Below are 13,477 nucleotides of genomic sequence, written 5' to 3'. Positions count from 1 at the left end.
TGTATAAAAAAAAGACGCCGACAGCTGTCGGCGCCGTGACCGTATTAACGGTCCTGTGACTTCACGTTTACACATCCTGATATTTTTTGCGATATTCCTGCGGCGTCAAACCGGTTGTTCGTTTAAACAGCTTGGAGAAATGCGAAAAGTTTGCATAACCTACATTGACGGCAATGTCACTCACCCGGTTATTCGTCTTCTCGAGCTCCGTCCGTGCTTTCGTAATCCGCAGCCTGACCAAATAATCCGTTAAGGAATAACCCGTTTCCCTTCGGAACAAGCGGGATAGATACGCCGGATTTAAATAAACGGCTTCCGCAGCTTGCTCGCGGCTGAATTCCTCTCCCAAATGCTCTTCCATATACCGCTGCACCTTCTCTACTACTTGGGACACATCCTTCCCGTTTTGCGCTCCGTATTCGGTAACTTGCTGGCTTAGCTGCTGAGTTAACGCCCTCATTCTCGGCAATGACTTGAGGACATTCTCGCCAACCTCCCACTCCCTGTTCATAAACACATCGGTCATCTGAACCGATTTCTTATTGAGCCATTGGAAGAGCATGTTCATAAACCCGTAATAAAACGAGGCCATAAATGTATAGTCCACCTTGCTCTCGTGCATTTGGTCGAAGCATTCATCGATCCGGAGCGACAATTCGGTCTGCTTTCCGGATTCAAGCAGCAGGGACCAGTCAGAGAAGGACGCTTGCGGAAGAGTCCCCATGCCTTGATTCGGCAAATGGTTCCTCTCCAATATAACCGTGCAGGTCTCACTTACGTTGCTGCGCTCCAGCGAGAGCAGCGCCTGAACGGCAGTCCGCAGCTGCATAACCGCAGTGCCTTCTCCTATATAGCACGAGAGATGGCAGTGCAGCATGCTTTTGCACTGGTGTATAAAGATGTTGCAGCGCTCGGCTATCGCGCTAAGCGGAAGTTCCTCTTCCGTCCCGTAAAATAAGGCATACATAATGCCGTTCCCATCTTGTACGATATGGCCTGGCGCGCTTTGCAGGACAAGCTCCTCCGCTGCATTTTTTATGCCGTACGTCATGATCTCCTCATCTCGGGCAGACCATTCCTCGCGCCACTGCTCAATGCTGATCAGGACCACTCGCAGCTGGCTCTCCGCTTGCAGCGGCAGCCCATAATTTTGCATCTCGGAATCAAGCTGCTGCTGCGCCGCCGATATTCGGTAGTGGATTACGTCCTGCCAGAAGCGCTCGATCAGAATCGGCCGCTGCTTGCTCCACTGTTCATAGAATAAGTTGTACGTCCCACGGATTTTTGCCAGCTGCTCCGTTTCCCGCACCTTGTCGAGCGCTTCACTCACACAAGCCTTCAGTGCCTGATGGTCAATCGGCTTGAGTAAATAGTCGAAGCAATCGAGCTGTACCGCTTGCTGGGCATATTTAAAGTCGGCATGGCCGGTGAGGAATATCGTTACGCTGTGGGGAGAATGCTCATTCGCCCACTCTAACAGCTCAATTCCGCTTTGATTGGGCATATCGATATCCGAGAGCATAACGTGAATCTGATGCTCCATCAGCAGCGCCTGTGCCTCTTCCGCATCAATGGCGGTATAAATGTTAGCAAACGGAAGCGTAGACCAGTCAATTCCTTCTACAATGCCGCGAATGGCAATTTCTTCATCATCGACAACCAATAAATTATACAACAGCTTTCACGCCCTCCATTAGCTTTGGAAATACGATAACTACGACAGCCCCGCTGCCCTCTAATTGATTATGGAATGTAATCGAGGTCCGCTCGCCATATAGCAGCTGCAGCCTATGAATAACGTTCATAATGCCTAAGCTGCTCGATTCCCCTTCCTGCAGAGGCTCCTTATGCTGCAGCTTATGCAGCACTTCCGGGCTAAAGCCCACGCCATTATCACTGATCGTAAGCGCAAACCCATCCTCGCCAGCAGTATCCGCCGTTATTTTAATTTGAAACAGCTGGCGCCTATTTTTGAAGCCGTGAATAATCGAATTTTCCACAAAGGGCTGAACGGTTAGTGCCGCAATGGGGTAATGAAGCACCGTCTCCAAGCCCTCGAACGTGCACACCAGCTTATCGGGGAACCGGATTTTTTGAATCGTCATGTAATTCTCAATATGCTGCATCTCTTCCTTGAGCGTGATCGTATCCCGATTGGCCTTCATAATGAAGCGGAAATAATCCGCTAGGTGCAGCGACATCTTTTTGACTGATTCCGTATCCCCAAGCGCCGCCAAATTATAAATAATGTTTAAGCTGTTCATATAAAAATGAGGGTTAATTTGTGCCTGAAGCTGCTTTAATTCCCCTTGCTTCACGCGAAGCTGCTCTTCGTAGACATCGATCTTTAACGTCTTGATTTGCTCGGCCATAATGTTGAACGTGTTGCCCAAAAACTCAAATTCAAGCGTTTTGTTTTTCTTCAGCCTGACGTCCAGCATGCCAAGAGAAATTTTCTTCATCCCGAGTATGAGCTCATGCAGCGGCTTAAACAGCATATTTCGCATAAAAAACAAATAAAGAAGCAATATCGCCAAAAATCCGATCGGTGCGAACAGCGTCGCGTTTCTAAAAAACAAGAGGTTGCGCAGCAGCGTTTCCTCCGGAATGACGACGCGATAAGCGATATTGACCATCGTGCTTATTCTGTTCATTACCAAATAGGAAGCACCCGTCTTACGGTCGGTTAACGATTCATAAGGCTTATTCGATAAGCGGTAGCTAAGCTCGAGCGGCGCGGAGTTCTCTGTCAAGGACTGGACAAGCCGATCTTCGTTGAGTAAATAAATGCCATTATGGCCGATATCTCCATCGCTCCACTGGATCGAAAGCATCTTGTTTATGTCCTGTACCTTGATCATGGCGCCGACGAATAAACCATCCGACACCTTAATGAAATTAATAAGGAAGTACTTGCCTGGCATTCGGTCGTCTGCCCGTACCTCCCACGTATGCTGGTTATTCAGCAGCAGATTCTCTTCCGTGGTCATGCTGTCCATATGGGTTTTGATGATTTTTTTCGTATCATTATATACGCTGTCGGTTCCAAAAATAATATCGTTTTTATGGTACAAAAACACCGCATCAATCAGATTATAGACGCCGACGTCACGGTTCAGCTTCGAATCGATTCTAATTTTGGTTAAGGTGTACCCGTCGCTGTCCATCGGAAAGGACATCAACAATCCCACGTCCGAATCCAGCACTGACATTTTATAAAGATAGTCATTGATTTGCGATAGGTTGTGATCCGTCTGGCCCACATAAATATCAAGTGTGTTCCGGTACGTCTCAGACACTTTCTCCCGAACAATATCGCGCGAGTAGCTGTTATTAATCAGCATATAAATGACTACCGGCAGCATGACCGCCATAAACCCAATAATGAGACGAGATCTAATTGATTTGCCGAATCTCACGCTGCCTCTTCCCCCTAGCATTTGACCGTTTCTCTCTAATACTACCATTTTAAGCGTTTTCTTAACATCATATAATCTGAAATAACAGCGGCATAAATAGATACGTTTTGTATCATATTCTCTGATTTTTGGTACATTATGACTGTTTTTTGCATGTCATCTCTTTAGACTAGCTTCTATACTGTAAATGAAATCGATAACGGGTGCGTGCAGCAACCAGCAATGCGAGGTGAAATGAGGGATTTTTTGAAAGCGCAATCAAAGGTATGGGTAACTATGAAAAGGATGGTGAACGGTTAATGGGTTGGAAAACCGCCAAGGTTACAAGAAGGGCCGTCGCACTGACGACGGGACTTGCCTTGCTTTTGGGCACGATGGTCCAAGCCTCCGCTTCCGACGGGCTAAACCGCGAATCGGCCAGCAAAGGTTCCGGTTTGCAGCTGGAATATTTGGACCGGGGGCTCGTTGCAGCTGCTACCTCGCAAGGCGTCTTTTTGAGCTGGAGATTGCTTGGCAATGAAGTCACTGGCTATTCGGCTACTGGCATGACTGGCACGAATTTCAATGTTTACCGCGATGGGCAAAAAATCGCCTCCGTTGAAGACAGCACAAACTATGCGGATGCTTCCGGTACCGTGACTTCCAAGTACTCCGTAGCTGCAGTCGTGAATGGCAAAGAAGTCGATCAGAGCGCAGCCATTGCACCATGGAGCAACGCTTACTACAATTTACCTCTGCGCAAACCGGCTGACGGCGTTACTCCTGTCGGTGAGGCTTATACGTATGCAGCCACCGATATGAGCGTTGGCGATGTCGATGGTGACGGCCAGTACGAATACTTCGTCAAATGGGACCCTTCCAATTCGAAGGATGTCTCTCAGAAGGGTTATACAGGTAACGTCTACATCGATGCCTACCGTTTGAACGGAACGCTCCTTTACCGAATTGATCTTGGAGTCAATATTCGGGCAGGTGCCCATTATACCGAGTTTATGGTCTATGACTTTGATGGCGACGGAAAAGCTGAAATGATGTTCAAAACAGCTCCCGGCACCAAGATTTTAAAATATGACGCTCAAGGCGCGGTAACATCAGAAAAATATATTACGATGCCTCAAGCGGATATGGCTGCTGGCTATGCCAATTCGGATGATTACCGCGTCAGCCGTACCGATTATTACAACCATGTCGTAGACATGTTTATGGGTTGGCATGCGCATGAAGAGGTTGTCAGCGGCAACTGGCCTGCTACGCTGGAGGAAAGCTTTGGCATTGCCAAGCAATACAGCTACCCGCTCTCTCGCGTCGATGCTGAAGCCTTAACGGATTATTTTATGGATGTGTATGCGCCAAGCCGAAGCGCCAATAACAAGCTGCGCGAATTCGAAGGGTTTATTTTGAAAGGACCTGAGTATTTGACTGTATTTGAAGGCGAGACAGGAACGGAGCTTGAGACGATCCCTTACAAGCCGGGACGTCAGGATGACGGTCTGCTATGGGGCGACTACGCCATGGGCCGCATTGAGCCAGGCAACCGGGTTGACCGGTTCCTTGCTGGCGTCGCTTATCTTGACGGAGCCAAGCCTTATGCCGTGTTCGCACGCGGATATTATACGAGAACAACTTTAGTCTCCTATGCATGGGATGGCAGCCATCTGAAGGAGTATTGGTTTGTCGACAGCGGCTACGCGCCAATGAGCAATCCCTTTAACGACGGCCCGCATGGGAGATTCGGTACAGATCCTTTGCTTGGATCTTTGAATACGCAAGGTGCACATTCGCTTAGTACCGCCGATGTCGACGGAGACGGCAAACAAGAAATTATCTATGGCTCTTCAACCATCGACCATGATGGTACACTGCTCTACAGCTCTTCAGCTGTGATGCCGCCTGAAAGCGCGAATCCTGGGGTAATCGCGGGACTTGGTCACGGCGATGCGCTTCACGTAGCCGACATTGACCCCGACCGGCCGGGGCTTGAAATCTTTATGGTTCATGAAGGCGCAGCTTATGCTCCTTACGGCTATGCGCTTCGCGATGCAAAAACCGGAGAGGTCATCTATGGAGGGTATACAGGAAAGGATACCGGACGCGGAATGGTAGGGGATGTCGATCCCGATCATCGCGGACTTGAAACCTGGGCAGTTGGCCTCTGGACTGCAGCCGGAACACGGATTAACACATCGGCTCCTGGAACGAATATGAATATTAAATGGGCAGCCAATATGACCACGCAAATTGTGAATGGCTCTGGCAACAGCACACCGACCATTGATGATTGGAAGCGTGGGCGCTTGCTAACGGCGACAGACACAAGAACGAATAATGGCACCAAAGGAAATCCGTCACTCGTTGCCGACATTTTTGGTGACTGGCGGGAAGAACTGCTCGTGCGCACGACAGACAGCTCCGCGATCCGTATCTTCTTAAGCACGGAGGTAACCAACCGCAAGCTTTACACGCTGATGCACGATGCACAATATCGCACCGGAATCGCTTGGCAGAACACCACCTATAACCAACCTGCCTATCCTAGCTTCTACTTTGCATCCGATACGAACTTTGCCAATGTTCCAATTCCAAGCTTCTGGACACCTCGCATAGGTGAAGAAGCTGGAAGCGGCGGCTTTCTATCTGGTCCAGATGCTAGTGAAGTAGGCAAAAGCTTTGCTCTAACTTACGGATTGAACAAGGTACAGAAAGAAATCGTGGCTCAAGACATAACGATTAGCTATGATTCCAATCGTTTAGAGCTTGCTGGGGCTCCTGAAGCAATCGACACGAACAAAATAACAATCATAGAGACAAGTGCGGATACACCAGGGCAGGTACGTATTCTTGCCGTACATCTTGGCGACCAATCGCAGCAGGTGGATGGAGATCTCGTCAAGCTGGGCTTTAAAGTTAAAGCGGCAGCTCCCGCTGGCATTGCCAATGTCAGCATATCCAAGCTAGTAATCGCAGGCAGCGATGGTACGGAATCCGAACTAAGCGGCCATACGCACAGCATTGAAATTGGCGTGGACAAAGCGGCTTTGGTTGCACTCATCTCTGATGCACAGCATCAGCATGACGAGGCTGTCGAAGGAAACCGTATCGGTCAGTATCCAGCCGGCTCGAAAGCTGCGCTGCAAGCTCAAATCAATCTTGCCAAGTCAGCAGCAAATGAGTCCTCGTCTACGCAAGCACAAATTGAAAAAGCAGCGCTAGATCTTAATGCTGCGCTGCAAAAATTCCTATCGCTAGCTAATCAAGCCGTAGAAGGCGACTACAACAACGATAATGTAACAAGCGTCGGCGATCTTGCGATGATGGTCAAAGCTTATGGCAAAACTTCTGCCGATCCGGACTGGAATTCGGTCAAAGCGTTCGACCTCAATAAAGATAACATCATTGATATTCAAGATCTCGTCACGCTTGCCAAGCTTATTCTGAATTGGTAAGCCATCGTCCATAACACGTACCAAAATCAAGAGCGTGGGAGAAGGCGGGATACCGTCCTCTTCCCGCTCATTTTCAAGAAAGGATGGTCGGAACCTCATGAACCGCAAGTTAGCTTTGATCATATTAGCGATAGCCCTTGTGCTAACCACTTTGCCTGCAACTGCCCTCGGAGCTAATGCTCCGTCCTTTTCCCTATCCCTAACAAATGCATTGCCGAGCCTTAATCAGGATGTCCGCATCACCATAAATGGGAAACAATTAACCGATTTGTATGGGTATGAGCTGCAAGTCCAGTACGATACTACCCGCTTGCGTTTTAAGAGCGCCGCCGCTCATTGGACGGGCCTGACTGTACCGGCTTCAGATCAAAACGGATTCATTACCTTCGCGCATACCAAGCTTGGAAAATCAGCCGGTGAAAATGGCGCTGCCTCGATCGCCACTCTCTCCTTTGAGGCGATTTCAGCTGGCCCGGCCATTGTGAAGCTTACGCGAGTCAAGCTTGTGGACAGCAAAGTAGAAGCCGTCACGCTAACGCCGAATCTCCAAGCTAAAATAAATGTTTCGCTAAGCCATCCAAACCTATCTTTTTCGGATATCGCTGGCCACTGGGCTGAAGCAGATATAAAGCGCGCTATTTTGCTTGGTTTCGTTAATGGCTATGCGGATGGAACATTCCGTCCGAATCAACCCGTAACGAGAGCAGAGTTTACTGCGATGCTGTCACGGGCCATTCCTTTGCCTCTGCCTTCCGATGGCGAGGTTGCCTTAAACTTTACAGACCTCGATCTAATACCGGAGTGGGCAAAGCCTTACATCGCCGAAGCTGCTGCTGCTGGCATTATTACGGGCTATGACGATCATACTTTCCGCTCCAAACTGCTCATTAACCGTGCCGAGATGTCAGTCATGATTGCGCGAGCAGCTGCCTTTGATTTAACGCTCAACCTGACACCCGACTACAGGGATGAGAGCCAAATTCCACAATGGGCCAAAACGGCCGTAGCCCTTTCTTCCGAGAAAGCACTATTGAATGGACGAGGCAATCAGACCTTTGCGCCACTTGGCCATACTACCCGTGCAGAAGCATTGACGGTCATCCTTAAGCTACAAGCTTTGTTATTGCCTTAAAAGCAATAAGAGCATTGGAGTCTCCAGTTCTGGAAACTTCAATGCTCCTATTTTCTATTCGCTAACACTAAACCTCTACTTTTTTGTTTAACAAATAAATCGTTAGCAACAAAAATCCAGCGTTAAGCGCCACTTCCAGCAGGAACGGGCCGAATAGATAATCCGTGTTCAGCGATGAAGCAAAGCTTACCGCTCCGGGTTCGACAGACGAAGTGTCCATTGAAATAATGCCTAATGGGGCTTGGTTAGCATCAAATAAGAGAGAATTAAACCAAGCAAATAGGCTTTGGACAGCGAAGAAAAAAACAATGCCGATCCAAGCTGAGCGCTTCATCCGGAAGCTACGTGCCACCGTAATGGATGCCAATATGGCAATCATAATTGAAGTATAGGCCCATAAGCCCGCAACAGCCATTCCGAACAATCCACCATGTTTGAACTGAACGATCTTATGCCATTCACTCCAACTTGCATCAGAGAAATTCAAATAAATAGTAATATGAATAAGCGCTATTATGGTCACTAAGAGCAGTATGATCCAGCTTAAAATAATGATGGCTCCGATTCCATGAATGGGATGCAAGGGAATCAGCCTTCTGCTGAATGACTTAATATTGCTGTCATATGTCCTGCAGCAATGAATGAACAACAGGATAAGCGCCAACACATATCCGAATATACTAAACGAAAGAACAATCGCATCCTCCCAATCTCTAATGAAACCGGTTATGCTCAGCGCAGCTTCCAAAATAATCAAGATGGCAAGCGTACTGAGAATGCCGTCATTGCTCCGTTTCCAATCATATTTGAGCAGCTTGATCATTCTCCAAACACCTCCTTGAACATTTCATCCACGCTTTTCCCATGTGCAAGGCGGATGTTCTCTACCTCGTCATGAAGAACAATTTCTCCCTCTTTCAGGAATACAACCTCATCAAAAATCCGCTCGATATCCCGTACAAGATGAGTCGATACCATTAAGCTGCTCTCTTCACTGTAATAGTTAACGATAGCATCCAATATTTTAGCTCGGGCAACTGGATCTACCCCGCCGATAGGCTCGTCAAGCAAATACAGCTTAGCATTGCGCGATAAGGTTAGGGTTAGCTGCAGGCGCTCGCTCATCCCCTTGGACAACGAACTTACCCGATCCTTTTTGCCTAGTTTCATAAAAGCAAGCATTTCATCCGCTTTGGCGCTATCAAAATCTGCATAGAAATCCCTATAAAAATCAATCGCATCCTCGACCCTCATCCACGGTTCGGATAGAGGCTGATCAGGCATAAACGAGGTTACAGCCCTCGTTTCAATTCCTACCGGCACACCGCCCACCTTCACCGTACCGCTAGCCGGCTGAATAAGTCCAGTTGCAATTTTCATAAGCGTGCTTTTGCCGCTTCCGTTGCTTCCTAGCAGGCCGATAATTTTGCCCGGCTTAATGGTAAGCGATACCTGCTTCAATGCTAATTTGCCCGAATAAGACTTTGATACATCCGCAAGCTGCAATACGCTTTCCACGATTAATTCACTCCTATCCTTTAGCTTTATCTTTCTCTTGTACAGCATCGCTGACGATGGTGATAATATCTTTCTCTTTATAACCGAGCTCCTGCATGCCTTGGATAAAGCGGCCAAGCAATTCGCCAGCCATCTCTTTTTTGATATCCATGATCTTCGACTCCTCACTAGTTACATATCGGCCAAGTCCTCGCCTAGTTTCAACGATTTGTTCACGCTCGAGCTCCTGAAACGTTCGCTGGATCGTATTGGGATTGATTTGCAGCTCTAAAGCCAGCTCGCGTACCGCAGGTATTTTATCGCCGGCTTTCAGGTTTCCGATAATAATTTCTTTTTTGATATAGTTCATGATTTGCAAATAAATCGGTAGATTATTATCGAATTCAATGCTCACAATTGGAATTCTCCCTTCTGTGCCCTGATTAATCAAACGTTATCTAGGCTATATCCCTTTTTTTGAAAGTAACAAAGCTGATGACCAGAAACACTATGGCATAAGCTGCACAGACCATACTTGGGAAGGCTGTACCTCCATTTGAACCACCACCAGCGTATTGGGATAAGTCCGTATTCATAAACAGTAGGTATTTGGAGAAGTCATAGCTCGAAAGAAGCATTTGCAACAATCCCTCCATAAGAACAGCTGTCATTCCGATCCCGATGGTTGCTCCCGACGATCGCGTCAAGATGCCGAACATAAAGGTTAACGTAACATAGATGAATGTGTAAACCACTTGATACAATACGGCTTCCGCCACACTCCCCCACGTTTCTTGACCTGCATTTGTATCAAACCCGAATGCAATGCCGCTTGCTATAAAGCCTGTGACTAACGAGAAAATAATGATAGAGCTCACAAATAACAAAGCGGCAATATATTTGGAAGCCAAAATCTTGCTTCTTCCGTGTGCTCGGATGAGCAAAAACTTTACCGTGCCAAGCTGATGCTCTTTGGCGACAATGCCTGCTGTGAAAATAATGGATATGATGGTAATAACCTTTCCTACGGCACTGGCAGACATGACCATTGCAATAAAATCAAGCACAGTCGACGTTTCAGTCCCTACATCTGACGACTGAATCCCTGAAAGTTTCCATATGAGATAAGTAAAACCTACGATCGTAAACAGCATAACCGCGTACGAGATAAAAAAACTGCGCTTCTTCGACATCTTCAACCATTCGTTTAATACTAGTCCTCCAAAATTAAGCAATGCGACTACCTCCCGTCCATTTCAAGAACTCATCTTCCAGCGTAAGCTTCGTTTCAGTAATACGATAAACCTTGATTTGACCGTTCCCTAATCGAGTAATCATGTCAGGGATCAATTCGTTCTGAAGAGCTAAGATGAGTTCGTTCCTCTCAACAATGAGCTGAACAACTTTCACGCCTTCTATTTTGCCAGCGATCAAGGCTGCTCGCTCAACGTCATCCACACGGAATGCAACAGTAAGTGATTGAGACTGCTCCATTTTTTCGCTCAAATTACGCTCAGTAACAAATTTTCCTTCCTGAATGACAACTACCCTGCTGCACATCAGTTCCATCTCGGATAACAAGTGGCTGGATACAAGAATAGAAATGCCCTCTTGGCTTGCAATCTGTTGTAAATACTGCCTCATTTCCCTGATCCCTGCGGGATCCAAACCATTTGTCGGCTCATCCAATATAAGTAGAGCTGGACGATCAAGCAGCGCTTGCGCAATCCCGAGGCGTTGCCTCATCCCAAGTGAGTATGCTTTGACCTTCTTGTTCATCGCAGCTTCCAGGCCAACCAGCTCAACAACCTCTTTAATCCGTTCATCGGTTATGCCCGTTGACATCCGTTGATATTGCTTCAGGTTATCCCGCCCTGTCATGTACGGATAAAACTCAGGGTTTTCAATAATAGCTCCGATATGGCGAATGGCGCTCGTAAAATCATTTCGAATGCTATGGCCTTGCACGACTACATCTCCCTCAGACATTTGGATAAGCCCTACAATCATCCGGATCGTAGTTGTCTTACCAGCTCCGTTCGGTCCAAGCAGTCCGACAATCTCGCCTTTCTGAATATCAAAAGACATGCGGTCTACGATAGCCTTGCTGCCAATTCGTTTGGTTACGTTTTTTAAAGAAAGTACAGGAAGTATTTCCTTTTTCTCAATCGATGAATTCATGAACTTAACCCCCAGTGTTCTTGTGTATTAGTTAAATAGTACACTAGATAATTGTGATTGTAAAGGGCGGTTTTGAAATCATTTAAATCGCTATTTTGAAAGAGAACACAAAAAAAGCTCTCAAGATCATAATGATCTTAAGAGCTTATGTAGAAAAAGTTGGTGCCGATGAGAGGACTCGAACCTCCACGGTTTCCCTCACGATTTTGAGTCGCGCGCGTCTGCCATTCCGCCACATCGGCATTTAGTGAAAATATGGCGTGCCCTAAGAGATTCGAACTCCTGACCTTTTGATTCGTAGTCAAACGCTCTATCCAGCTGAGCTAAGGGCACATATTTTTTTCTGAAAAATTGTGGAGGCGCCACCCAGACTCGAACTGGGGGTAGAGCTTTTGCAGAGCTCTGCCTTACCACTTGGCTATGGCGCCAAATTAATGGAGCGGAAGACGGGAATCGAACCCGCGACCCTCGCCTTGGCAAGGCGATGCTCTACCGCTGAGCCACTTCCGCATATAAATGGCTGGGGATTCAGGGATCGAACCTGAGAATGACGGAGTCAAAGTCCGTTGCCTTACCGCTTGGCTAATCCCCAACAAAATGCAATATCAATTACTTGAATAAAAATGGGGCGATCGAGGGGAATTGAACCCCCGAGTGTCGGATCCACAAACCGATGCGTTAACCACTTCGCCACGACCGCCACGTTCAAGTATTTAATTGGCAGGGGCAGCAGGAATTGAACCCACACCAAAGGTTTTGGAGACCTTTGTTCTACCTTTAAACTATGCCCCTAAAACTGGTGGAGGATGATGGATTCGAACCACCGAACTCAGAGAGAGCAGATTTACAGTCTGCCGTGTTTAGCCACTTCACTAATCCTCCATATGGTGCCGTCGAGAGGACTTGAACCCCCAACCTACTGATTACAAGTCAGTTGCTCTACCAGTTGAGCTACAACGGCATATACACTTCGTTACTGCAAGTACAACTTAAATGGTGGCTCGGGACGGAATCGAACCGCCGACACGAGGATTTTCAGTCCTCTGCTCTACCGACTGAGCTACCGAGCCTGATGTTGTTTAAATGGCGGAGCTGACGGGATTCGAACCCGCGGTCTCCTGCGTGACAGGCAGGCATGTTGGGCCACTACACCACAGCTCCACATCATATCTCGGAAAGATCCGATAGGTAAAGATTTTTGGTTGCGGGGGCAGGATTTGAACCTGCGGCCTTCGGGTTATGAGCCCGACGAGCTACCGGGCTGCTCCACCCCGCGTCGTTAAGTAATTATAAATGGTGGAGGATGACGGGATCGAACCGCCGACCCTCTGCTTGTAAGGCAGATGCTCTCCCAGCTGAGCTAATCCTCCATGTTGAGCGACCTTTATATCATATCATAGGCCATTCTTTTTTGTCAATACTTTGTTTGAAAAGTTGTTGGTGACCCGTAGGGGACTCGAACCCCTGTTACCTCCGTGAAAGGGAGGTGTCTTAACCACTTGACCAACGGGCCTTGCTGGCAGAGAGGAAGGGATTCGAACCCTCGAGACCCGGTTAGAGCCTACACGATTTCCAATCGTGCTCCTTCGACCACTCGGACACCTCTCTACAATGGCTCCCCGAACAGGACTCGAACCTGTGACAACTCGATTAACAGTCGAGTGCTCTACCAACTGAGCTATCAGGGAATAAAATCATTTCAAAGCAAATTGCGCCCTGAAAACTGGATACGAAAGATCAGGCTTGCTGAAGCCTTGTTGCTGCTGTCTACCGGATGTATGGGTCACAGTAAACGTGTTTAGGAT

9 protein-coding genes, 16 tRNA genes and 1 pseudogene are annotated in these 13,477 nt (G+C 47.6%); 3 read left to right on the top strand and 23 right to left on the bottom strand.

Annotated elements, in window-relative coordinates; genetic code table 11:
- Positions 1 to 67: 67 nt before the first annotated feature.
- A complete protein-coding gene (locus FJQ58_RS18550; protein WP_238404161.1) occupies positions 68 to 1,675 on the bottom strand; it encodes a helix-turn-helix domain-containing protein in 1,608 nt (535 codons plus the stop codon).
- The gene (locus FJQ58_RS18545; protein WP_139996096.1) at positions 1,668 to 3,419 is read right to left on the bottom strand and encodes a sensor histidine kinase; all 1,752 of its coding nucleotides are present in this window, start codon (positions 3,417 to 3,419) and stop codon (positions 1,668 to 1,670) included. Before FJQ58_RS18545 ends, FJQ58_RS18550 begins: the two co-directional genes overlap by 8 nt.
- 299 nt (positions 3,420 to 3,718) lie before the next feature.
- Here FJQ58_RS18545 and FJQ58_RS18540 point away from each other — a divergent pair.
- The 3 genes and pseudogenes from FJQ58_RS18540 to FJQ58_RS18535 form a co-directional block, all read left to right on the top strand.
- Positions 3,719 to 6,415 (top strand): annotated as a pseudogene (locus tag FJQ58_RS18540) (rhamnogalacturonan lyase family protein); the annotation flags it as partial.
- Between the two features lie 24 nt (positions 6,416 to 6,439).
- Positions 6,440 to 6,862, top strand: a complete 423-nt coding sequence (locus FJQ58_RS33310) for a dockerin type I domain-containing protein (protein ID WP_338016156.1) — start codon at positions 6,440 to 6,442, stop codon at positions 6,860 to 6,862.
- Between the two features lie 97 nt (positions 6,863 to 6,959).
- On the top strand, positions 6,960 to 7,994 hold the full coding sequence (locus FJQ58_RS18535; RefSeq protein WP_139996092.1) for an S-layer homology domain-containing protein: 1,035 nt from the start codon (positions 6,960 to 6,962) through the stop codon (positions 7,992 to 7,994).
- Between the two features lie 67 nt (positions 7,995 to 8,061).
- On the opposite strand, the gene FJQ58_RS18530 is transcribed toward FJQ58_RS18535, so the two are convergent.
- From FJQ58_RS18530 to FJQ58_RS18430, 21 genes are all read right to left on the bottom strand, one after another.
- Complete coding sequence (locus FJQ58_RS18530) at positions 8,062 to 8,817, bottom strand: hypothetical protein (protein WP_139996090.1); 756 nt, start codon at positions 8,815 to 8,817, stop codon at positions 8,062 to 8,064.
- Entirely contained in the window at positions 8,814 to 9,512 is a 699-nt protein-coding gene (locus FJQ58_RS18525) for an ABC transporter ATP-binding protein (protein ID WP_202915291.1), read from the bottom strand. The genes FJQ58_RS18530 and FJQ58_RS18525 overlap by 4 nt, the downstream gene beginning before the upstream one ends.
- Before the next feature lie 13 nt (positions 9,513 to 9,525).
- Positions 9,526 to 9,906: a GntR family transcriptional regulator gene (locus FJQ58_RS18520; RefSeq protein ID WP_139996088.1), complete on the bottom strand. Its 381-nt coding sequence runs from the start codon at positions 9,904 to 9,906 to the stop codon at positions 9,526 to 9,528.
- A gap of 43 nt (positions 9,907 to 9,949) precedes the next feature.
- Positions 9,950 to 10,726 (bottom strand): ABC transporter permease, encoded by a 777-nt coding sequence (locus FJQ58_RS18515; protein WP_139996086.1) that lies wholly within the window; start codon positions 10,724 to 10,726, stop codon positions 9,950 to 9,952.
- A complete protein-coding gene (locus FJQ58_RS18510; RefSeq protein ID WP_139996084.1) occupies positions 10,719 to 11,672 on the bottom strand; it encodes an ABC transporter ATP-binding protein in 954 nt (317 codons plus the stop codon). Before FJQ58_RS18510 ends, FJQ58_RS18515 begins: the two co-directional genes overlap by 8 nt.
- A gap of 160 nt (positions 11,673 to 11,832) precedes the next feature.
- Positions 11,833 to 11,914, bottom strand: a tRNA-Leu gene (locus FJQ58_RS18505).
- A gap of 14 nt (positions 11,915 to 11,928) precedes the next feature.
- Positions 11,929 to 12,005 (bottom strand) — tRNA-Arg (locus tag FJQ58_RS18500).
- A gap of 21 nt (positions 12,006 to 12,026) precedes the next feature.
- A tRNA-Cys gene (locus FJQ58_RS18495) sits at positions 12,027 to 12,100 on the bottom strand.
- A gap of 7 nt (positions 12,101 to 12,107) precedes the next feature.
- Positions 12,108 to 12,182 (bottom strand) — tRNA-Gly (locus tag FJQ58_RS18490).
- Positions 12,183 to 12,189: 7 nt separating this feature from the next.
- Positions 12,190 to 12,264: transfer RNA gene (locus FJQ58_RS18485), tRNA-Gln, on the bottom strand.
- A 32-nt stretch (positions 12,265 to 12,296) separates the two neighbouring features.
- Positions 12,297 to 12,372 (bottom strand) — tRNA-His (locus tag FJQ58_RS18480).
- Between the two features lie 18 nt (positions 12,373 to 12,390).
- A tRNA-Trp gene (locus tag FJQ58_RS18475) sits at positions 12,391 to 12,464 on the bottom strand.
- A 5-nt stretch (positions 12,465 to 12,469) separates the two neighbouring features.
- Positions 12,470 to 12,554 (bottom strand) — tRNA-Tyr (locus tag FJQ58_RS18470).
- Positions 12,555 to 12,557: 3 nt separating this feature from the next.
- Positions 12,558 to 12,633, bottom strand: a tRNA-Thr gene (locus FJQ58_RS18465).
- 33 nt (positions 12,634 to 12,666) lie between these two features.
- A tRNA-Phe gene (locus FJQ58_RS18460) sits at positions 12,667 to 12,742 on the bottom strand.
- Between the two features lie 14 nt (positions 12,743 to 12,756).
- Positions 12,757 to 12,833: transfer RNA gene (locus FJQ58_RS18455), tRNA-Asp, on the bottom strand.
- 38 nt (positions 12,834 to 12,871) lie between these two features.
- Positions 12,872 to 12,948: transfer RNA gene (locus FJQ58_RS18450), tRNA-Met, on the bottom strand.
- Between the two features lie 18 nt (positions 12,949 to 12,966).
- A tRNA-Val gene (locus FJQ58_RS18445) sits at positions 12,967 to 13,042 on the bottom strand.
- Positions 13,043 to 13,110: 68 nt separating this feature from the next.
- Positions 13,111 to 13,185 (bottom strand) — tRNA-Glu (locus FJQ58_RS18440).
- 4 nt (positions 13,186 to 13,189) lie between these two features.
- Positions 13,190 to 13,280: transfer RNA gene (locus tag FJQ58_RS18435), tRNA-Ser, on the bottom strand.
- A 4-nt stretch (positions 13,281 to 13,284) separates the two neighbouring features.
- Positions 13,285 to 13,360: transfer RNA gene (locus FJQ58_RS18430), tRNA-Asn, on the bottom strand.
- Between the last annotated feature and the right edge of the window lie 117 nt (positions 13,361 to 13,477).

Origin of the sequence: Paenibacillus paridis, assembly GCF_006345825.1 — a bacterium.
In the GTDB taxonomy this organism is placed as follows: Bacteria; Bacillota; Bacilli; order Paenibacillales; family Paenibacillaceae; genus Pristimantibacillus; species Pristimantibacillus paridis.
The sequence above is the reverse complement of the archived record's forward strand: the minus strand, read 5'-3'. Positions and strand labels throughout refer to the sequence as shown.

Excerpts from the sequence above, each read along its gene's own strand:
- FJQ58_RS18535 (WP_139996092.1), top strand. The coding sequence starts at position 6,960 with ATGAACCGCAAGTTAGCTTTGATCATATTAGCGATAGCCCTTGTGCTA.
- FJQ58_RS18530 (WP_139996090.1), bottom strand. The coding sequence starts at position 8,817 with ATGATCAAGCTGCTCAAATATGATTGGAAACGGAGCAATGACGGCATT.
- FJQ58_RS18510 (WP_139996084.1), bottom strand. The coding sequence starts at position 11,672 with ATGAATTCATCGATTGAGAAAAAGGAAATACTTCCTGTACTTTCTTTA.